This is a genomic window from Spongiibacter sp. (genome assembly GCF_984394615.1).
In genome coordinates this window covers 100,533-119,426 of record NZ_CFHTQA010000003.1, presented here as the reverse complement: position 1 = coordinate 119,426, position 18,894 = coordinate 100,533, and the positions used below count along the sequence as shown (strand labels likewise).

The 18,894-nt window shown below is 56.4% G+C and carries 21 protein-coding genes and 1 other RNA gene; 16 read left to right on the top strand and 6 right to left on the bottom strand.

The features are described 5' to 3' along the window. Positions 1-73: 73 nt before the first annotated feature. The 5 genes from AC5DB9_RS02390 to hisC are packed head-to-tail and all read left to right on the top strand — an operon-like array spanning position 74 to position 4,688. Positions 74-304, top strand: coding sequence for a BolA family protein (locus tag AC5DB9_RS02390; RefSeq protein ID WP_022959603.1), 231 nt, complete (start codon positions 74-76; stop codon positions 302-304). A gap of 30 nt (positions 305-334) precedes the next feature. Then, positions 335-1,603, top strand: a complete 1,269-nt coding sequence (gene murA, locus AC5DB9_RS02385) for a UDP-N-acetylglucosamine 1-carboxyvinyltransferase (RefSeq protein ID WP_022959602.1) — start codon at positions 335-337, stop codon at positions 1,601-1,603. A 56-nt stretch (positions 1,604-1,659) separates the two neighbouring features. Then, entirely contained in the window at positions 1,660-2,307 is a 648-nt protein-coding gene (gene hisG, locus AC5DB9_RS02380; protein WP_272993900.1) for an ATP phosphoribosyltransferase, read from the top strand. A gap of 1 nt (position 2,308) precedes the next feature. After that, positions 2,309-3,631: a histidinol dehydrogenase gene (gene hisD, locus AC5DB9_RS02375; RefSeq protein WP_272993902.1), complete on the top strand. Its 1,323-nt coding sequence runs from the start codon at positions 2,309-2,311 to the stop codon at positions 3,629-3,631. After that, positions 3,624-4,688: a histidinol-phosphate transaminase gene (gene hisC / locus AC5DB9_RS02370; protein ID WP_272993904.1), complete on the top strand. Its 1,065-nt coding sequence runs from the start codon at positions 3,624-3,626 to the stop codon at positions 4,686-4,688. The genes hisD and hisC overlap by 8 nt, the downstream gene beginning before the upstream one ends. 12 nt (positions 4,689-4,700) lie before the next feature. On the opposite strand, the gene AC5DB9_RS02365 is transcribed toward hisC, so the two are convergent. Then, positions 4,701-5,756: a trypsin-like peptidase domain-containing protein gene (locus AC5DB9_RS02365; RefSeq protein WP_028968414.1), complete on the bottom strand. Its 1,056-nt coding sequence runs from the start codon at positions 5,754-5,756 to the stop codon at positions 4,701-4,703. A gap of 126 nt (positions 5,757-5,882) precedes the next feature. Here AC5DB9_RS02365 and AC5DB9_RS02360 point away from each other — a divergent pair, with 126 nt between their 5' ends. Beyond that, positions 5,883-6,641: a Nif3-like dinuclear metal center hexameric protein gene (locus AC5DB9_RS02360; protein WP_349676058.1), complete on the top strand. Its 759-nt coding sequence runs from the start codon at positions 5,883-5,885 to the stop codon at positions 6,639-6,641. Between the two features lie 12 nt (positions 6,642-6,653). Here AC5DB9_RS02360 and AC5DB9_RS02355 read toward each other — a convergent pair whose 3' ends face one another. Beyond that, entirely contained in the window at positions 6,654-7,118 is a 465-nt protein-coding gene (locus AC5DB9_RS02355) for a Z-ring associated ZapG family protein (RefSeq protein ID WP_157581309.1), read from the bottom strand. A 155-nt stretch (positions 7,119-7,273) separates the two neighbouring features. Here AC5DB9_RS02355 and zapE point away from each other — a divergent pair, with 155 nt between their 5' ends. From zapE to AC5DB9_RS02320, 7 genes are all read left to right on the top strand, one after another. Continuing rightward, on the top strand, positions 7,274-8,383 hold the full coding sequence (gene zapE / locus AC5DB9_RS02350) for a cell division protein ZapE (RefSeq protein WP_022959595.1): 1,110 nt from the start codon (positions 7,274-7,276) through the stop codon (positions 8,381-8,383). Positions 8,384-8,499: 116 nt separating this feature from the next. Beyond that, positions 8,500-8,928, top strand: a complete 429-nt coding sequence (gene rplM, locus AC5DB9_RS02345) for a 50S ribosomal protein L13 (RefSeq protein ID WP_022959594.1) — start codon at positions 8,500-8,502, stop codon at positions 8,926-8,928. A gap of 12 nt (positions 8,929-8,940) precedes the next feature. Next, positions 8,941-9,333 carry a 30S ribosomal protein S9 gene (gene rpsI, locus AC5DB9_RS02340; RefSeq protein ID WP_022959593.1) on the top strand — a complete coding sequence of 131 codons (393 nt, stop codon included), beginning with the start codon at positions 8,941-8,943 and terminating at the stop codon, positions 9,331-9,333. Between the two features lie 235 nt (positions 9,334-9,568). Further along, the gene (gene petA, locus AC5DB9_RS02335; RefSeq protein ID WP_022959592.1) at positions 9,569-10,165 is read left to right on the top strand and encodes a ubiquinol-cytochrome c reductase iron-sulfur subunit; all 597 of its coding nucleotides are present in this window, start codon (positions 9,569-9,571) and stop codon (positions 10,163-10,165) included. After that, positions 10,165-12,219 (top strand): ubiquinol-cytochrome c reductase, encoded by a 2,055-nt coding sequence (locus tag AC5DB9_RS02330; protein ID WP_022959591.1) that lies wholly within the window; start codon positions 10,165-10,167, stop codon positions 12,217-12,219. The genes petA and AC5DB9_RS02330 overlap by 1 nt, the downstream gene beginning before the upstream one ends. A gap of 94 nt (positions 12,220-12,313) precedes the next feature. Beyond that, positions 12,314-12,958: a stringent starvation protein SspA gene (gene sspA / locus AC5DB9_RS02325; protein ID WP_022959590.1), complete on the top strand. Its 645-nt coding sequence runs from the start codon at positions 12,314-12,316 to the stop codon at positions 12,956-12,958. A gap of 24 nt (positions 12,959-12,982) precedes the next feature. Continuing rightward, a complete protein-coding gene (locus AC5DB9_RS02320; RefSeq protein ID WP_028968413.1) occupies positions 12,983-13,393 on the top strand; it encodes a ClpXP protease specificity-enhancing factor in 411 nt (136 codons plus the stop codon). Between the two features lie 15 nt (positions 13,394-13,408). On the opposite strand, the gene AC5DB9_RS02315 is transcribed toward AC5DB9_RS02320, so the two are convergent. The 4 genes from AC5DB9_RS02315 to AC5DB9_RS02300 are packed head-to-tail and all read right to left on the bottom strand — an operon-like array spanning position 13,409 to position 16,867. Beyond that, positions 13,409-13,981 carry a BON domain-containing protein gene (locus tag AC5DB9_RS02315; protein ID WP_022959588.1) on the bottom strand — a complete coding sequence of 191 codons (573 nt, stop codon included), beginning with the start codon at positions 13,979-13,981 and terminating at the stop codon, positions 13,409-13,411. A gap of 2 nt (positions 13,982-13,983) precedes the next feature. Next, complete coding sequence (locus AC5DB9_RS02310) at positions 13,984-14,571, bottom strand: D-sedoheptulose-7-phosphate isomerase (RefSeq protein ID WP_022959587.1); 588 nt, start codon at positions 14,569-14,571, stop codon at positions 13,984-13,986. Between the two features lie 13 nt (positions 14,572-14,584). Continuing rightward, a complete protein-coding gene (locus AC5DB9_RS02305; RefSeq protein WP_022959586.1) occupies positions 14,585-14,944 on the bottom strand; it encodes a YraN family protein in 360 nt (119 codons plus the stop codon). Further along, the gene (locus tag AC5DB9_RS02300; protein WP_169530688.1) at positions 14,945-16,867 is read right to left on the bottom strand and encodes a penicillin-binding protein activator; all 1,923 of its coding nucleotides are present in this window, start codon (positions 16,865-16,867) and stop codon (positions 14,945-14,947) included. It lies immediately after the preceding gene. Between the two features lie 47 nt (positions 16,868-16,914). Between AC5DB9_RS02300 and rsmI the strand changes: the two genes are divergently transcribed. The 3 genes from rsmI (at position 16,915) to mraZ (ending at position 18,889) form a co-directional block, all read left to right on the top strand. Then, complete coding sequence (gene rsmI / locus AC5DB9_RS02295) at positions 16,915-17,760, top strand: 16S rRNA (cytidine(1402)-2'-O)-methyltransferase (protein ID WP_022959584.1); 846 nt, start codon at positions 16,915-16,917, stop codon at positions 17,758-17,760. A gap of 45 nt (positions 17,761-17,805) precedes the next feature. Beyond that, positions 17,806-18,153, top strand: an RNA gene (gene rnpB, locus AC5DB9_RS02290) — RNase P RNA component class A. A gap of 292 nt (positions 18,154-18,445) precedes the next feature. Then, positions 18,446-18,889 (top strand): division/cell wall cluster transcriptional repressor MraZ, encoded by a 444-nt coding sequence (gene mraZ / locus AC5DB9_RS02285; RefSeq protein ID WP_028968412.1) that lies wholly within the window; start codon positions 18,446-18,448, stop codon positions 18,887-18,889. Positions 18,890-18,894 lie beyond the last annotated feature (5 nt).

Genomic DNA, 18,894 nt, shown 5'->3' with positions numbered 1-18,894 from the left:
CTTTTCTCGCCAAGGGCGCCGCAATTGCGTACAATTCGCGGCCTGTTTTTTTGAATGACGGAATCTTGCAGGCATGCAGACAGAACAAATTCTGGCACGATTGAGCGAGCACTTTGCTGACGGTACTTTTGATGTGCAGGGCGAGGGCAATCACGTCGATGTACAAGTTGTCAGTGAAGCGTTTGCAGGGCTGCGCCCGGTGCGCCGCCAGCAACTTGTCTATGCTGCCGTCAACGACCTGATCCGGGACGGCTCCCTTCACGCGATCAATATCAAAGCGCTCACCCCCGCTGAAGCCGAGTAATCGGCCTGGCGCGATAGCGCAGGAGTATCCATGGATAAACTGCTAATCCGCGGCGGTGGTCCGCTCTGCGGAGAAATTCGGGTGTCGGGGTCGAAGAATGCCGCGCTGCCTATTCTCGCGGCGACATTGCTGTCCAGCGAGCCCGTTCGCATCAGCAACCTGCCTCACCTTCACGACATTACCACCATGATTGCGCTGCTGCGCAGTATGGGCACCGAGCTGCTGGTGGATGAGCGTCTGTGTGTTGAAATTAACGGGGCGACAACCCGTGAAACCACCGCGCCCTATGAACTGGTGAAAACCATGAGGGCATCGATTCTGGTGCTGGGGCCTCTGCTGGCGCACTTCGGTCATGCGCGGGTGTCCTTCCCCGGTGGTTGCGCCATAGGTAGCCGCCCGGTCGACCAGCATCTGCGTGGGCTGGAGGCAATGGGTGCGGAAATTGATGTCGATGAGGGCTATATCACGGCAAGAAGCCCCGGTGGCCGCCTGAAAGGCGCGCATATCCTGTTTGATATGGTAACGGTTGGCGGCACAGAGAATCTGCTGATGGCCGCCTGTCTTGCTGACGGACGCACGGTACTGGAAAACGCTGCCCGTGAACCCGAGATAGTGGATCTGGCCAATTGCCTGATTGCTATGGGGGCGAAGATCAGTGGTCATGGTTCGGCGACAATTGTTGTTGAAGGCGTTGAATCACTGGGCGGCTGCGATTACTCGGTGATGCCGGATCGCATTGAGGCGGGCACTTATCTGGTCGCTGCCGCGGCCACGCGCGGTAAGATCAAGTTGCGCGATATCGACCCGAATACGCTTGAAGCGGTGTTGGTCAAGCTGGAAGAGGCGGGCGCGGATATTGAACAGGGTGATGACTGGATTACGCTGGATATGAAAGGTCAGCGCCCGAAATCAGTCAGTTTTAAAACCATGCCTTACCCCGGCTTTCCCACCGACATGCAGGCGCAGTTTACCGCTATGAATGCGGTGGCTGACGGTGTTGCTCAAGTCAGTGAGACGATTTTTGAAAACCGTCTGCTGCAAACCCATGAGATGAATCGGATGGGGGCCAAGATCCGCGTAGATGGCAACACAGCGCTGATCACCGGCGCCGAGCGCCTGAAGGCCGCTCCGGTCATGGCCAGCGATCTCCGCGCGTCGGCCAGTCTGGTGATTGCCGGGTTGGTTGCCGATGGTGAAACGGTCATTGATCGTATTTATCATATCGACCGTGGTTACGAATGTATTGAAGAGAAGTTTCTGTCACTGGGCGCTGATATCCGTCGAATCAGCGGCAAGTGAGATGCCGGGCTGCAGTGATTTGCTGTGGTCGGGCCGTTTAGCTCAGGAGTTGTAGCGTGGATCAGCCCATTACCATCGCCCTTACCAAGGGGCGTATCCTAAAGGAAACTCTGCCCCTGCTGGCGGAGGCCGGTATCGAGCCGCTGGAAGATATTTCCAGCAGCCGCAAGTTGATCTTCGCCACCAACCATTCCCATATCCAGCTAATTGTGATTCGCGGCACCGATGTGCCGACCTACGTCAAGCTGGGCTCGGCTGATCTCGGAATTGCCGGTAAGGATATGTTGCTGGAGCTCGGCGCAGACGATATGTATGAGCCTCTGGACCTGAATATTGCCCGCTGTAAGTTGATGACGGCGGGGCGCGTTGGCGAGGCGTTGCCTGTTGGGCGCGTGCGGGTTGCCACCAAGTTTGTGAATGTAGCTCGTCGCCATTTTGCCGAGCAGGGGATTCAGGTTGAGCTGATCAAACTCTACGGCGCAATGGAATTGGCGCCGTTGATGGATCTGGCGGATTTGATTGTCGATATCGTAGATACCGGCAATACGCTGCGGGCCAATGGCATGGAGCCCCGTGAACTGATCTCTCCCGTCAGTTCTCGTCTGGTGGTCAACCGGGCAGCAATGAAGCGTAAACACCAGACGATTCAAAAAATTATCAGTGACTTGTCGGCGGCCGTAGAGGCCCGCGCCGTGGAGGCATGAGATGAGTGATTTGCAGTTGCGCCGCTTGAATGCCGGTGACGCCGACTTTGGTGAAACCCTCGATGCGCTGCTGGCTTGGGATTCGGTGTCAGATGAGGCCGTCGCCTCTACTGTCGCAGCCGTGCTGGCCGATATTCGTCAGCGTGGTGATGCGGCGGTACTTGAGTACACGCGCCGTTTTGACGCAGTAGAAGCCAGTAATGTCAGTGAGCTGGAGTTCAGTGCCGAGCAGCTGCAGGCCGCGCTGACACGTATTGATTCGGCTCAGCGGCAGGCGTTAGAAGAGGCGGCCGATCGTATCCGCCGTTATCACGAGCGCCAGCAGCAAGCGTCCTGGCAGTACCAGGAAGACGACGGCACGGTATTGGGTCAGCAGATTCGCGGTATGGACCGAGTGGGACTGTATGTGCCAGGCGGCAAGGCGACCTATCCGTCGTCGGTGTTGATGAATGCTGTTCCTGCCAAGGTGGCCGGAGTGGGTGAGTTGATCGCCGTGTCGCCCACGCCCAACGGCTATGTGAACGACATGGTGCTGGCCGCGGCGGCCATTGCCGGGGTGGATCGCTTGTTTGCGGTCGGTGGTGCTCAGGCTATCGCGGCGCTGGCCTTTGGCACGGAAACGATTCCTCGTGTCGATAAGATTGTCGGTCCCGGCAATATCTATGTGGCTACTGCCAAGCGCCAGGTGTTCGGCAGCGTCGGTCTCGACATGATTGCCGGCCCGTCCGAAATTCTGGTGGTTTGTGACGGAAAGACCGATCCCGACTGGATTGCGATGGACCTGTTCTCACAGGCCGAGCACGACGAAGATGCGCAGTCTTTGCTTATTAGCCCCGATGCAGAATTCCTCGACAAGGTTGCGGAGAGCGTTGCCCGCCTGCTGCCCCAGATGGAACGGCAAGACATCATCAGGCAGTCCCTGGCGGCGCGTGGTGCGCTGATTAAGGTGGCCGATATGGCCGAGGCGATTGCACTCATTAACCGCATTGCGCCAGAGCATCTGGAGTTGTCGGTGGATAACCCGGAGCAGTATTTGCCGGAGATCCGTCACGCCGGGGCGATTTTTCTGGGGCGCCACACGCCAGAAGCGCTGGGGGATTACTGCGCCGGCCCTAATCACGTACTGCCAACATCGGGCACTGCACGGTTTTCCTCGCCGCTTGGGGTATACGACTTTCAAAAGCGCTCGTCGATCATCAACTGTTCCCCGGCGGGGGCGGCCAAGCTGGCGCGCACCGCCTCGGTGCTCGCCCGTGGTGAATCCCTGACGGCGCATGCGGTCAGCGCGGAATACCGCTTGCAAGCTGGAGGTGAGGATGAGTAGGTTCTGGAGCCCCATCGTTAAAAAGCTGGAGCCGTATGTGCCGGGTGAGCAGCCCAAGCTGCAAAACCTTACCAAACTGAATACCAACGAGAACCCGTTTGGGCCATCACCAAAAGCACTTGAGGCGATGAAGCAGGTGCTGGGCGATGAGCTGCGCCTGTATCCTGATCCCAATGCTGATAGCCTGCGAGAGACCATAGCGGAGTATTACGGGTTGACGGCCGAGCAGGTGTTTGTCGGCAATGGTTCCGACGAAGTGCTGGCGCATGTGTTCCATGCGCTGTTTCAGCACAACCACCCGCTGTTGTTTCCTGATATTACCTACAGCTTCTACCCGGTGTATTGCCAGTTGTACGGCATTCCCTACGAGCAAATTCCGCTGGACGATTCCTTTGCTATTGCGGTGAGTGATTATCGCGGTATCAATGGCGGTATTATTTTCCCCAACCCGAATGCGCCGACAGGGCGCCTGCTGCCGCTGGATGAAATTCGCCGCCTGTTGGAGGTGAATACTGAAACGGTGGTCGTGGTTGATGAGGCCTATATCGACTTTGGTGGCGAATCGGCGGTGGGGCTGATCGATCAGTTCCCCAATCTGCTGGTCACGCAGACACTGTCAAAGTCCCGCTCGCTGGCGGGCTTGCGTGTTGGCCTGGCGCTGGGGTCGCCCGAGTTGATTGAGGCGCTGGAGAGGGTGAAGAACAGTTTTAACTCCTATCCGCTGGACCGTTTGGCGCTGGCAGGGGCAGAGGCCGCGTTCAAAGACCAAGCGTACTTTGAGCAGTGCCGCCAGGCCGTCATTGACGAAAGAGATTGCCTGCGCGTGGCCCTGAACAAGCGGGGATTCGAGTCGCTGCCTTCGGCGGCTAACTTTCTGTTCTGTCGTCACCGCGATCTCGCTGCGGAAGCTGTGGCCGCCGCGTTGCGGGAAGATGGCGTGATTGTCCGGCATTTCAGGCAGTCGCGTATCGAGAACTATCTGCGGATTACCGTTGGCACTGCCGAGCAGCATGAGCGCCTGCTGGCATCCTTTGATCGCCACTTCGGCGCTAAATGAGGGCTGCCGGGGCTAACTGTTGGTTTGCTGTTCTGGTCGCATTGCGACCTGCGTACTGACGGTAAAGGCCTGCTCTCCGCGAAGCAGTCCCAGCGTGACGGTTTCGCCCGGACGGGTATCGGTAATCAGGCGCATCCCCGCGTGACCATCTCCCACTTTCTCGCCGTTGATTTCGGTCAGTACGTCTCCCAGGCGCAGTCCTGCCTCGGCGGCCGGCCCATTGTTGGCTAATCCGGTAATGATGACGCCGTTGGTGCCGGTGCCCAGCGGTTGAACTTCAATGCCGAGCCAGCCGCGTACCGGGTGACCGTAGCGAATCAGATCGTCCATTGTGCGCATCGCCAGGTCAGTGGGAATTGCCAGTCCGATGCCTGTGGAGCCGCCGCTCTGGGTGTAAATGGCGGTATTGATTCCTAGCAACCGCCCGTTGCGGTCGATAAGTGCGCCGCCGGAGTTGCCGGGGTTGATGGCGGCATCGGTTTGGATAAAGTTCTCGAATTGGCTCAGCCCAAGGCCGTAGCGACCGGTGGCGCTGACAATGCCTTGCGTAACGGTTTGCCCGAAGCCGTAGGGGTTGCCGATAGCCAGCACGATATTGCCAACGCGTGCCTGTTCGGGGTTGCCGGGTTTGATCGCTGTCAGGTGGTCGAGATCCACTTTAAGTACCGCGAGGTCGGTATCGGAGTCGCTGCCAATAACGCTGGCCAGCGCCTGGCGGCCATCCTGCAGCATGACCAGTATCTCATCAGCGCCCTTGATAACGTGGAAGTTCGTCAGCAAATAGCCGCGCTCATCGACGATGACGCCAGATCCCAGGCTGCGTTCCAGGTGCTGGCGAACGCGACCGTTGCGGTTGAAAAAGTGCTTGAAGAGAGGGTCGTTGGCCAGTGGGTGGCGCTGCTGCACCACTTTGGTGGTGTATATGTTGACAACGGCGGGGGCGGCTTGCTCAACGGCCAGCGAAAAATCCTGCTCTGTGGATGTAGGTTGTGACTGGTAGGCGAGAATGCATAGGCCCAGCAGCAGGCCGCACAGGCTGGGCCAGAAAAACGATGTCAGGTTGTGCAGTTTCACGTCGTCGTCTCTTATTCTCTGAGGGCGGCGGCAGGTGAGTCGGGTATTCTGTGCCGCGATGGGCGTGATAGCCTATCACGACTGACCAAAAATCCGAATGAGCAATAGAGAGGAGTTGCTGTGGCGGTAACATTACTGGCACTGCTGGCGGAGGCGAATCGCCTGATGGAGCCTGAAGCATTTCAGGATTATTGCCCCAATGGCTTGCAGGTAGAGGGGCGGGGTGAGGTGCGGCGTCTGGTATCCGGGGTCACTGCCAGTCAGGCGCTGATTGATGCCGCGATTGAGCAGAGAGCTGATGCGATCTTGGTACATCACGGCTTTTTCTGGCGGGGCGAAGACCCCTGCTTGCGCGGTATGAAGCGCCGCCGAATCGCGGCGTTGCTGGAAAACGACATTAGCCTTATTGCCTATCATCTGCCGTTGGATGCGCATCCTGCGCTGGGCAATAACGCGCAGCTTGCCAAGCGTCTGGGAATTGTCGTTGATGGCGGTATGGATGCAGGGCCGCGTTCAGTAGGAAGCGTCGGGCATTTTTCGGAGGCTTTGGCACCGGAGCAGCTTGCTCAGCGACTGGTCGATGTGCTCGGTCGTGAGCCCTTGGTGGAGTGCGTGGGGGAGCAGCCCATCAAGCGGATCGCATGGTGCACCGGTGCAGCGCAATCGTATATTGATAAAGCTGCCGCGCTGGGGGTGGATGCTTATCTGAGTGGCGAGGTGTCAGAGCCCACTATTCACAGTGCCCGTGAGCAGGGCGTGCACTACTTCGCTGCCGGTCATCACGCTACAGAGCGTTATGGTGTGCAGGCGCTTGGCGAGGCCCTGTCTAGGGCGCTGGGCGTCGAGCATCGCTTTATCGATATCGACAACCCAGCGTAAGCGTCTGGATTATTAGGCGTGCGGAGGAACCGGAGGAGTGGGCTCCTCTTTCTCTGAGCGGCCTTTTTCCAGACCAAATTCTTCGTGAAGTGCGCCCTTTGAGCCCGGCTGGCGGGGGGCGTAGTCCAGTGGTTGCTGAGAGGGCTTACCCGAATTGGGGTTGCCTTCCAGCACGGGGCGGCCTTCTGGAATAGCCTGTAGCGGACTGATGCCCGTGCTGTGCAGAGAGCTGGCACCTTCGGCAATATGGTTGTGAACGCTGCGGTAGCTTTCTGCCAAGTCGTTCAGTAGTTCTGCAGTGCGGTCAAAGTGGCTGCTCACCTGCTGCTGATATTCCTGCTGCTGTTGCTGCATGTCGGTGAATTGCTTCTCTAGTGCAGCGCGGCTCTGTTGTTCCGGTTTTTTGTTGGCCAGGAAATAGCCGATGGCAGCGCCTGCCAGCAGGCAGCCAATGCCTACGAATACCAAAGTGCTCATTGTTTCTTCCACGCGTGTCCTCCTGTCAGCGACTTTCCGTCGCGTTTCTCTCTAGTATACTCGGGCATCCGGCGCGGGGCAGCAGCAGGGCGCGAAAAATTGCCAATTGCTACATCGCTGGGTAAAGTTGCCGCGTTTTCTCAAAGGAGCCGCCCATGTCATCCCCTATTGAGCGCTATCGTCGCGATCTGGAGTCGCCTGCGTTTGCCCATGATGCCGCTCAAGCCCAGGCCGTTGATTGCCTGCAAAGGCTCTATGAGGATTTGGTGGCTGCGCCCCCGCCGCAACGGTCGGCAGGAGGATTGCGTGGGTTGCTGGGGCGTTTTGTGAAATCTCCGGAAGTGGCGCCGACAAAGGGGCTGTATTTCTGGGGAGGTGTCGGGCGCGGCAAAACCTACCTGATGGATACGTTCTTTGACACCTTGCCATTTGAAGACAAGCTGCGGGCTCATTTTCATCGCTTCATGCAGCGGGTGCATCGCGAGCTGAAAAGCCTGGCGGGAGAAAAAAATCCGCTGATTTCAGTCGCCGATCGCATTGCTGACGAGGCGCGGGTCATCTGTTTTGATGAGTTCTTTGTCTCCGATATTACTGATGCGATGATTCTGGCTGGCCTGTTTGATCGTCTGTTTGAACGCGGGGTGGTGCTCGTGGCGACGTCGAATATTGTGCCTGACCAGCTGTATAAGGACGGTCTGCAGCGCGCGCGTTTCCTGCCAGCCATTGCGTTAATCAAGCAGAATGTCGACGTGATCAATGTTGATGGAGGGGTCGATTACCGCCTTCGTGCACTGGAGCAAGCTGAGCTCTACCATTCGCCGCTCGGCGCGGAAGCTGAGGCCAGCCTTCAGGAAAGCTTTGATCGATTGGCGCCGGAGATTCCGTTATCGGACCAGTTGCTGGAAATTGAGGGGCGCAATATCCTGGCGCGTCAAATTGCCGACGATGTTGCCTGGTTCGAGTTCGACGAGCTCTGTGACGGCCCGCGCAGCCAGTACGACTACATTGAGCTGGCCAAAATCTTCCATGCTGTGCTGGTTAGTAATGTGCCGGTACTCGGAGCGGGGCGCGATGATCAGGCCCGACGCTTCATTAATTTGGTCGATGAGTTTTACGACCGCAATGTAAAACTGGTATTGTCTGCGGCCGCGCCACTGGAGGCACTTTATGCCGGTGGCAGATTAGACTTTGAATTTGAACGTACCCAAAGCCGCCTGCTGGAAATGCAGTCGCAGGAATACCTGGCCCGAGAGCACCGCCCGTAGGGTGACGTTGGCGCCAAAACGCCATTCAAGAAAGCTGCGTTTTTCGCTTGAAAATCGTTTGGCGCTTATGTAGTATTCGCGCTCTTTGTTCGGTACGGTCCCCATAGGCGAGATTCATGAAAACCTTTAGTGCAAAACCCAACGATGTCACTCGCGACTGGTTCGTGGTTGACGCCGCCGACAAAACATTGGGTCGTCTGGCCAGTGAGATTGCGCACCGCCTGCGCGGCAAGCACAAGCCTGAGTACACGCCTCATGTCGATACCGGCGACTACATTGTTGTTGTAAACGCGGAGAAGATTCGCGTTACTGGCAAGAAAACAACAGACAAAATGTATCACCATCACACTGGTTACCCCGGTGGTCTGAAGTCAATGAGCTTTGAAAAGCTGATCGACAAGGCGCCCGAGCGTGTTATCCAGAGTGCTGTAAAAGGCATGCTGCCCAAAAACCCGCTGGGTCGGGCCATGTTCAAAAAACTCAAAGTTTATGCTGGCGCAGAGCACCCGCACACCGCTCAGCAGCCCATCGAACTGAATATCTAACGGAAGCGTACTATGTCAGCCACTCAATACTACGGCACTGGTCGCCGTAAAACTTCTTCAGCCCGCGTCTTTTTGACGCCCGGCAGCGGCAAGATCCTCGTTAATGATCGCGAGCTGGATCAATACTTCGGTCGTGAAGTAGCCCGCATGATTGTTCGTCAGCCTCTGGAGCTGGTGGATATGGCTGAGAAGTTTGATATCAAAGTGAACGTCAACGGTGGCGGCAGCTTTGGTCAGGCTGGTGCGATTCGCCACGGTATCACTCGCGCACTGATGCAGTACGACGAGGCACTGCGTGGTGATCTGCGTAAGGCTGGCTACGTAACCCGTGATGCCCGTGAGGTTGAGCGTAAGAAAGTTGGTCTGCGCAAGGCGCGTAGAAGACCTCAGTTCTCCAAGCGTTAACCGTTACGGTCTTTCAGACCGGGGACGCTACTGGCGGCTATCGGAAAACGCCCAACAGCAATCTGTGGGGCGTTTTTTTTTGTCCGTTTTGCCCTGCTGGAGAGGCAGGGAGTTGCCTGGAATTTATTGGCAGTAAGGGTCAAGTTCCATTACTATTTGGCCCATTTGAGATTAGCTGGGGTTCCTCCTCGGGGCCCATCCAGTCTGATTATTCATATGTTATGGGGGAAACGTCATGAGTAATGACGGCGTAAACACCGGGCGTCGGCGCTTTCTGACAGCGGCGACCTCTGTGGTTGGTGCCGCCGGCGTGGTTGGGGTGGCAACACCCTTCGTCGGTTCTTGGAATCCCAGTGCGAAGGCCAAGGCGGCTGGTGCACCGGTAAAAGCGGATATCAGTAAGCTAGAGCCCGGCCAGATGGTCGTGGTTGAGTGGCGAGGCAAGCCCGTTTACGTGTTGCGTCGTACGCAAAAGCAGATTGACGAGCTGCCGACCGTTGAGTCACATCTGAAAGACCCTACCTCCGCCAGTGCAGATCAGCCTGAGTACATCGAAGGGGTTGCGCGAGCGATTCGCCCGGAGATTCTGGTGTTAGTCGGCCTTTGTACCCATTTGGGTTGTGCGCCCAAGCACCGCCCTGAAGTGGGTGTGCCTGATTTGGGTGGTGACGCTTGGGTGGGTGGTTTCTTCTGCCCATGTCACGGGTCGCGTTTTGACCTGTCCGGTCGCGTTTACAACGGCTCTCCCGCGTCAACCAATCTTGTCGTACCTCCGTACTCTTATGAAGGTGACAATGTTCTTGTTGTTGGTGTTGATCAGGGGGCTGCGTAATGAAGATGTTGATTGGTCTGCGCGATTGGGTTGATGCCCGCCTGCCGATTATGCGCGCATGGGACACCCACATGGGTAAATACTATGCGCCGAAGAACTTTAATTTCTGGTATTTCTTTGGTGTGCTGTCACTGGTGGTGCTGGTTAACCAGCTGCTGACAGGTGTGTGGCTGACCATGAGCTACACCCCCAGCGCAGAAGAAGCTTTCCGTTCTGTTGAATACATCATGCGCGACGTGGAATATGGCTGGATCATCCGCTATATGCATTCCACCGGTGCTTCCGCATTCTTTGTGGTGGTGTACCTGCACATGTTCCGCGCCCTGCTTTACGGCTCATACAAAAAGCCGCGTGAGCTGATTTGGGTGTTCGGGATGTTTATCTTCCTCGCGCTGATGGCCGAAGCATTCGTAGGCTACGTATTGCCTTGGGGTCAGATGTCATATTGGGGCGCGCAGGTTATCATTTCGTTGTTTGGCGCAATCCCGGTTGTCGGTGAAGATATTGTTCAGTGGATTCGCGGTGACTACCTGATCTCCGGTATTACCTTGAACCGCTTCTTTGCTCTGCACGTTGTAGCGCTGCCAATCATCCTGTTGGCGCTTGTTCTGCTGCACATTCTGGCACTGCATGAAGTGGGTTCAAATAACCCCGATGGCGTTGAGATCAAGAAGAACAAAGACGAAAATGGTATCCCGCTCGACGGCGTGGCGTTCCATCCGTACTACACCGTGCACGATCTGACGGCGATTGCGGTCTTCCTGTTTGTATTCTGCAGCATCATCTTCTTCATGCCGGAGATGGGCGGTTTCTTCTTGGAATACGCGAACTTCGAACTGGCGAATGGCCTGAAAACGCCCGATCATATCGCGCCGGTTTGGTACTTCACCCCGTTCTACTCGGTATTGCGTGCGGTGCCGGATAAGCTGTGGGGCTTCATCGCCTTCGGCGCGTCAGTCGCTATTCTGTTCCTGTTGCCTTGGCTGGACCGCAGCCCCGTGAAGTCGATTCGCTATAAAGGGCGTATCAGCAAAATCGCACTGGTGATCTTTGTCGCATCCTTCCTGATCTTGGGGGTGCTGGGTGTGAAAGCACCGACTGAAGGTCGTACTCTGCTGGCACGTATCTGCTCCGTGTTGTACTTTGCTTTCTTCCTGCTGATGCCTTTCTGGACTAAATGGGAAGCGACCAAGCAAGAGCCGACCCGTGTTACAGACGGTGGTATGGGCTTCTGGAAGAGCATGGGTGTGCTGCTGATTGTGGCATTGCTGACGATTCTTCCGCTGAAGGCGGTCGGCGCTGAGTCCGCTTACGATTGCGGCACTATGGCTTGCGATTCAATCGAAACGGATGTGACTGACCAAGCCTCTCTGCAGGGCGGTGCGCAGACCTTTATGAACTATTGTATGGGCTGCCATACACTGGAATACGGTCGGTATCAGCGTGTTGCAACCGATCTGAATATTCCTGAGGACCTGTTCGAGCAGTACCTTAAGTTCGACAAGTCGGCGAAGATTGGGGCGTTGATGACCAACTCCATGCCCAAGGATGAGGCGAAGAAGTGGTTCGGCGCTGCGCCGCCGGACCTGACGTTGGTGGCGCGTGCGCGTAACCCCGAGTGGTTGTACACCTACCTGCGCCACTTTTACGCCGATCCGTCTCGTCCCTACGGTGTGAATAACAAGGTCTTTAAAGACGTCGGTATGCCACATGTATTGGCCGAGCTGCAGGGTATGCCCGAGTGCGCGCCCGGTCCGGTTCACGCTGAAAATGGTGGTATACTGCGCGATCCGCTGACCGGTGAGGACGTGTTGTTCGACGAGAATGGCGACGCCCTGAACCCTTGCGGTAGCTTCACTTACGCGACCGAAGGTCGCCTTAGCCCGGAAGAGTACGATAAGGTGATCTACGACCTCGTAAACTTCCTGGAATACATGGGTGAGCCGGTGCAAGCCAAGCGTCAGCGCATTGGTATTTATGTGTTGGCCTTTATTGCGCTGTTTTTCGTCTTCGCGTACCTGCTTAACCGCGAGTACTGGAAAGACGTGCACTAAAACAGACTCGACAAGCGGGTCTTTGCTGACGGGCAGCTTCAGATGAAGTCTGCCCGTTTGTTGTCATTACGGTATACAGTTTGAGGTGAGTTCAATGGCCGTTGTCGCCAAGCGTTCTACTATGACTTTCTTTTCGGATGCGTCCAGTCACTACAGCCACCGCGTGCGCATCGTGCTGGCTGAAAAAGGCGTGACCGTCGATATCATTGACGTGGATCCCGACAACCTTCCCGAGGAAGTGTCTGAGCTCAACCCCTACAACAGTCTGCCGACACTGGTCGATCGTGACCTTGCGCTCTATGAGTCAAAGGTGATGATGGAATATCTCGATGAGCGCTTCCCTCATCCACCGCTGCTGCCGGTTTACCCGGTTGCCCGTGGAGAAAGCCGCCAGTTCATCTACCGCATAGAGCGCGATTGGTGCCGCCTCGTTGATGAGATTCAGAACGGCCCCCAGAAATCACAGGACAAAGCGCGTAAAGATCTGCGTGACAGCCTGCTGACCATTGCGCCGATTTTCGCTGAAAAGCCGTTCTTTATGAACGATGAGTTTACGCTGGTGGACTGCTGCTTGGCTCCGATTCTCTGGCGTCTTGAGCAGCTGGGCATCGATATGCCGCAGACTCGCCAGTCAAAGCCATTACTGGATTATATGGCACGCCTCTTCGAGCGTCCTTCTTTTCAGGAAAGCCTGACCCAGAAAGAACGGGAAATGCGCAGCGAAAGCAGCGCGGCCTGAGGGACGTCTCGGATGCTGGGAAGTATGACATCCAGTCGGCCCTACATGATCCGGGCCATCTACGAATGGGTTGTCGACAATGACTGCACGCCGTATATCCTCGTCAATGCGATGCAGGAGGGTGTGCAGGTGCCCCAGCAATTTGTTCAAGACGGGCAGATTGTTCTAAATATCTCCCCCACGGCAGTTGTCGGACTGGATGTAGGTAACGATGAGCTGGGATTTCGCGGTCGTTTCGGTGGCGTCGCTCAAGATGTCCGCGTGCCAACGTCGGCAGTACTGGGAATCTATGCCAGGGAAAACGGGCAGGGCATGCTGTTCGACTCCGACGACCCGGTTCCTCCTCCTTCGCCATCAAGCCCAGATGACGATAGCACGTCGCCTAGCTCGAAGACGCCAAAGTCTGGCAGGCCGTCACTGAAAGTCGTTAAGTAAGCGATAGTTCGCTCCTCAGTAATACTCAAAGACGCGTATGACTTTTTGGACCCCGGTGGTTTCGCTGGCGACTTTTGCTGCTATGTCGGACTCATTCTTTGATACTAATCCCATCAGGTAGACGGCGCCGTTCTCGGTGATGACTTTGATGCGTGATGCATCGAGCTCGTCATTGAGAGAGAGGCGACTTTTTACCTTTGTGGCCAGCCAGCTGTCACTGGTGCGGGCCATCAGATGAATGGGCTCTCCGATCACCAGTTCGTTGTGAACCTTGCGTACTTTCTTTACCTGGTCGGCGACTGCGGCAGCTACGCGTTTGAGTTCTTCGTTGGGTACCTGGCCTGTAAGCAGAACAATGCCGTTGTGGCTGTTGACGTCGATACTGGCTTGGGAGAAAGCGTCATTGGCTTTGCGGATGTTGACGGATACCTTGGTTTCAATGATTTGGTCGTCGATGTAACTGCCAAGGCTGCGGCTGCCGGGGTCGTCCTCTATCGGGCCTTCATGAGTTGCGCTGAGGATTTGTGTGCAGGCAGACAGGCCGATGCAAAGAGATACACAGGTCAGAAGCCGGGTCAGTACATACATGGTTAATGGGTTCCAAAAAGTTGGCTGTCAATGAGTTCGCAAATAGCGTGTACGGCGACAAGCTGCATTTCCGTCAGGCGAGCGCGGTCCTCTACCGGGAACGCCAGCTCAATATCATCGCTGTGCAGCAACGCTCTGGCATCGCCGCCTTGGGCGCCACACATGCTGATCACTCGCATATCGCGCTCATGGGCGGCCTGAATACAGCGCAGGGTGTTGGCGCTGCTTGCCTGATAGCAGATAAACAGGCAGTCACCTTGCTGGCCCAGTGCGCGAATTTGGTTGGCGAAAATATCATTGTATCCCGATTGGGCGGCAATAGCGGTTGCGCTTGCGGTATCTGCTGTCAATGCCATCGCCGGCAGGGCAGGGCGCTCGTGCTGATATTGGTTTAACAGGTTTGTCACCAGGTGCTGTGCGATGAGACCGTTACTGCCTTCACCGCAGCACATAATTTTACGCTCCTGAAGCATGGCGTTAACGATGTGCTGGCTAGCCAGTGCAATACCGTCTCCCAATGACTCCATGGTGTACATGCAGCTTTCGATATGACGGTGAAAGAGGTCAATAACCTGCTCGGTATGGTCCACGAATGGCATCCTGTTACTGAAAGGCGTTCTGCAGCCAGTTTATGTCAAAGCCACCATTACACGCCGATGCTTCAATGACATCGAAACGGCAGCGAAGTTCGGCGCCCTGAACGGTAGCCAGATAGTGAGAGGCGGCGGCAATCAGGCGCTGTTGCTTGCGCCAGTTTACCGATTCGGCCGCACTGCCGAAGCGCTTGCTTTGCCGACAGCGAACTTCAACAAATACGAGCATGGGGCCATCGCGAGCAATCAGGTCTATTTCGCCAAAGCGGCAGCGGTAGTTGTGCTCAATGAGTGTGAGCCCTTGCTTTTTAAGGAAGCGGGCGGCCGCCTGTTCAGCGGCATCCCCCTTCTTTTTGCTAAGGTCTAGCACTCAGTCTTCGGCCTGAGCCGGTGTGCTGGGGGCATCCATCACGGCAACGCCCCGGAGGATTTTTGCAAGGCTGAGGGTGCGCTCGATCTGCCCCAGCTCATTCAGTGTGAGTGCACCGGTTTCTCCGAAAACTTGGCCGTCGCTCTGCAGCTGATTAATGCGCATATGCAGCCGGAAGCTGTCCACGCCCAGGGCATACATGCGCTGATAGGTGCCGCTGTTGGGTAGATTTTCATTGACTTGCTTGCGGATCGAATTCTCTTCGCTGAGTACCCAGGGGATATCGATAAAATGAATGCCGTTAATATCTTGGTCGCGCGATCGGTCTGTATTCCCCTGATAAACATGAGAAGTGGCGTATACGGGCAAGTCGCCGGCATAGTGATAGGCTAGGAGCGGCTTAACGGCGCGTCCCTCATTGGGTCTGGCGACGAGGAATACCATGTCTACATCGCTGCGACGGTGCGGTTCGAAGTGCGGGTGCATGCCGATTATGCGCTGTAATTCCCGGTGCCGGCTTTCACTTTTGTCTATTTGGAGAACGCGCTTGATTTGTTTGGAGTAGTTGTTGGCGCTGGCATCAAAGCTGGTGCTGGCAATAATTTCTCCGCCCAGACTTTGCCAGCGCTCGGCAAACGCATGCGCGACATTGCTGCCCCAGCTGCCCTCGGGGGTAATGATCAGCGCCCGTTGCAGGCCCTTGCCGCGCGCAATTTCAGCAACTTGCTGCGCTTCATCTTCGGGGTTGAGGCCAAACTGGTACAGGCCTCCCGGGAATTGCTCGCCATCTATGCGGTTAAGCGCCAGTGTGGGCAGTGGCATCATCGCCTGGTGGCGGCTTATCAGTTCGCTAAGCTTTTCTTTGCGCAGGGGGCCAATCACCATTTCGGCGCCGTCGCCGCTCAGTTGCTGAATCAGTTGGTTGATGTCGGACGTTTCGCTATCGTAGAACAGCATTTCAGGGACAGTGGCATTTCGGCGCCGGGCATCTTCATAGGCCGCAATAAAGCCGTCACGGATGGCTTTGCCAAAAGGCGCGTAGCGCCCGGTCACGGGTAAGAGCAGCGCAATCTTCTTGGGTTGCTCGACCATCAGCGTGTCGAGTTGATCGAGACCGCCGGGAAGCTTTCCTTGATTGGCCGGGTGTTCCGGCCAGCGTGCGAGCCAGGCGTCTCGTTGGCGAATCTGGGCTTCGATATTACCCTGGTTGTCCTTGGCAATGGATGCCAACTCAAGCCACCCCAGATAGTCTCGGTTGCTGGCGCTGGTCAGATTTTCCAGCAGCGTCGATGTCGGAATCTGCATCAGCGATTGCCAGATCGCTTTTCGATTGTGCTCCTGCTGGGAGCGAGTCAACAGCGGGTCGATAAAAATCCACTCTCTGACAGCCGCGAGGTGGTCGCCCTCAATCGCGAAGAGAGAGGCGCGCAATTGACTGAATTGCAGCTGGCGGCGCAGTGGTGCTTCCAGCATCGCCTGTTCAACCAGTGGGTCGGACAATTGCTGAAGCGCTTCGGCGAACTCAGCGTGAGCGCGGTGAACGCGCGCACGGACGATCGCGAGACGCAGTGCTTGATTTGCGGTCAGCTCCGGAGCGATCAGTTCGCTGACAATGTCGTCGGCTCGACCTATTTCGCCATCACGCAGCAACACCTCTGCCGCGCGTAATTGCAGCTCGGCAGCCTCCTCGGGCGAGGCAGTTTGCGCGTCGATCAACCACTGCTCCACGGCACCCGAGTCAGCTGTTGCAGGATTAAAGCCGGAGTCGCGTCGGTCGCCGGGTTTGCCCGCCGGGCTGGGCCGATTAATCTCATAGCTGTGCAGCGTGTCGCTACCAGAAGGCGCGGGTGTCTCCGGCGTGGAGGAGCAGGCGGCCAGCAATGCGCTGATCAGCGCGAGTACGAAAAATCTTGTCTTCATCATTATGCCGTTGTTAGTCTTCGCGGGCCGAATACACGGAGGGATTTCAGGTGGACCCTGTCCCCACATTGTTCATTGTAGCGACGCCGTTGGGGAATCTGGCCGATATGGTACCCCGAGGGCTGGAAGTCCTACAAACAGTAGACACGATTGCGGCTGAAGATACTCGCCGCAGCGCCCCGCTATTGGCGCATTTCCAAATCACGACGCCCATGCGTGCCTACCATGATCATAGCGGAGAGAGAGATACGCAGCGCCTGCTACAGGTGTTGCGCGATGGTGGCAGCGTGGCTTTGATTTCCGATGCTGGCACGCCATTGATTTCTGATCCCGGCTATCGTTTGGTCGATGCCGCCTTAAGTGAAGGCTTTCGGGTGTCACCGATTCCGGGGCCGAGCGCCGTTATTGCGGCCCTGTCGGTAGCGGGTTTGCCTTCGGATCGTTTTGTTTTCGAAGGTTTCCTGCCGTCGAAAGTGCAGGCGCGCCAGAAGCAGCTGCTGACACTGGCGCGAGAGCCGCGAACGATGATTTTCTATGAGGCGCCGCACCGTTTGCTCGATAGCGTGGCCGATATCGCCGAATGTATGGGTGGAGAGCGCGTGGTTGTATTGGCGCGTGAACTGACCAAGCTCTATGAAACGGTGGTCCGTCTGCCTGCGGGGGAGCTTGTAGATTGGATAGCGGCGGATCGCAATCAGCAACGGGGAGAGTGCGTGTTGCTGGTCGCGGGGTACCGCGCGGTCGACGATGAATTACCGGCGGAGGCCATATATATCTTCGACACATTGCGCGAAGAGCTGCCGCTAAAACAGGCAGCGAGTTTGGCGGCCAAGCTAACGGGTGTTAAAAAGAATCGCCTTTACCAGTACGGTTTAGATGTGCCGCTGAAAAAATAGTGAGAGGGGCTTGTGGTTCGTTCAACCACTGGTTATTCTTACAGGTGAGTCGGCTGGGCGACCGCTTTTCCGCAAGGAAGGGAGGAAAGTCCGGGCTCCATAGGGTAAAGCGCCAGGTAACGCCTGGGGGGCGAGAGCCTACGGAAAGTGCAACAGAAAATATACCGCCTAAGCAGCTCTGCTGCCGGTAAGGTTGAAATGGTGCGGTAAGAGCGCACCGCGCAACTGGTAACAGCTTGCGGCATGGTAAACCCCGCTTGGAGCAAGGCCAAATAGGAATCCGATGCTGTGACCCGCAGTGGATTCGGGTAGGCTGCTTGAGGCCTGCGGTGACGCAGGTCCCAGATGAATGGTCGTCCTCGACAGAACCCGGCTTATAGGCCGACTCATTTTTCTCATTTTATTCCCTCCGTGTTTAAGTGATTCCGCTAAACTTAAGGTTTTACTTTAAGTTGTCGTTCTATTCTTTTGTTTTGCCTTGCTATTGATGCTTTGTGATTTTCTTTTTCTGCGAATTTCGCTGCACGATGCCCTCCAGTTTCTGAAAAATCCCTGCTATTTCCTGCATCGCTTTCTTGACAGTGTGACTGAGCAGTTCATATAGTGTCGCGTAGTGGAGAAAAGTGGATATTTGTGGGTCTCAGTGGTGCAAGAGTGGAATTAACAGGGCTTTAGGTGGCATAGCGTGTTTATAGGCAGCTACGCAATCACGATGGATGCAAAGGGGCGCATGGCCATTCCGGCCAAGGTGCGGGATACCCTTGCGTCTATTTGTGATGGGCGACTGGTTGTTACTGCGCACACTGAGGAGCGCTGCCTGCTGGTCTATCCAGAGCCTCAATGGGCAGATCTACAGCCGAAAATTGAGGCATTGCCCAATATCCATCGCAAGGCGCGCCGCATGCAGCGATTGTTGTTGGGTTATGCCACGCCGCTTGAGCTTGATGGCAATGGCCGGGTGCTGTTGCCACAAACGCTGCGTGACTACGCAGGGCTTGAGAAGAAGCTGATGTTGATCGGCCAGGGTAAAAAACTTGAGCTGTGGAGCGAGGCGGGCTGGTACGACGAGCTTGAAACCGGTGACGACGATGTGTCGATGCCGGATGAAGTGCTGTCACTGTCACTGTAGGGGGC

Excerpts from the sequence above, each read along its gene's own strand:
- AC5DB9_RS02320 (WP_028968413.1), top strand. The coding sequence starts at position 12,983 with ATGACATCCAGTCGGCCCTACATGATCCGGGCCATCTACGAATGGGTT.
- petA (WP_022959592.1), top strand. The coding sequence starts at position 9,569 with ATGAGTAATGACGGCGTAAACACCGGGCGTCGGCGCTTTCTGACAGCG.
- zapE (WP_022959595.1), top strand. The coding sequence starts at position 7,274 with ATGTCATCCCCTATTGAGCGCTATCGTCGCGATCTGGAGTCGCCTGCG.
- hisC (WP_272993904.1), top strand. The coding sequence starts at position 3,624 with ATGAGTAGGTTCTGGAGCCCCATCGTTAAAAAGCTGGAGCCGTATGTG.
- AC5DB9_RS02390 (WP_022959603.1), top strand. The coding sequence starts at position 74 with ATGCAGACAGAACAAATTCTGGCACGATTGAGCGAGCACTTTGCTGAC.
- AC5DB9_RS02315 (WP_022959588.1), bottom strand. The coding sequence starts at position 13,981 with ATGTATGTACTGACCCGGCTTCTGACCTGTGTATCTCTTTGCATCGGC.
- AC5DB9_RS02355 (WP_157581309.1), bottom strand. The coding sequence starts at position 7,118 with ATGAGCACTTTGGTATTCGTAGGCATTGGCTGCCTGCTGGCAGGCGCT.
- murA (WP_022959602.1), top strand. The coding sequence starts at position 335 with ATGGATAAACTGCTAATCCGCGGCGGTGGTCCGCTCTGCGGAGAAATT.
- AC5DB9_RS02300 (WP_169530688.1), bottom strand. The coding sequence starts at position 16,867 with ATGATGAAGACAAGATTTTTCGTACTCGCGCTGATCAGCGCATTGCTG.
- hisD (WP_272993902.1), top strand. The coding sequence starts at position 2,309 with ATGAGTGATTTGCAGTTGCGCCGCTTGAATGCCGGTGACGCCGACTTT.
- sspA (WP_022959590.1), top strand. The coding sequence starts at position 12,314 with ATGGCCGTTGTCGCCAAGCGTTCTACTATGACTTTCTTTTCGGATGCG.
- rplM (WP_022959594.1), top strand. The coding sequence starts at position 8,500 with ATGAAAACCTTTAGTGCAAAACCCAACGATGTCACTCGCGACTGGTTC.
- rpsI (WP_022959593.1), top strand. The coding sequence starts at position 8,941 with ATGTCAGCCACTCAATACTACGGCACTGGTCGCCGTAAAACTTCTTCA.
- AC5DB9_RS02330 (WP_022959591.1), top strand. The coding sequence starts at position 10,165 with ATGAAGATGTTGATTGGTCTGCGCGATTGGGTTGATGCCCGCCTGCCG.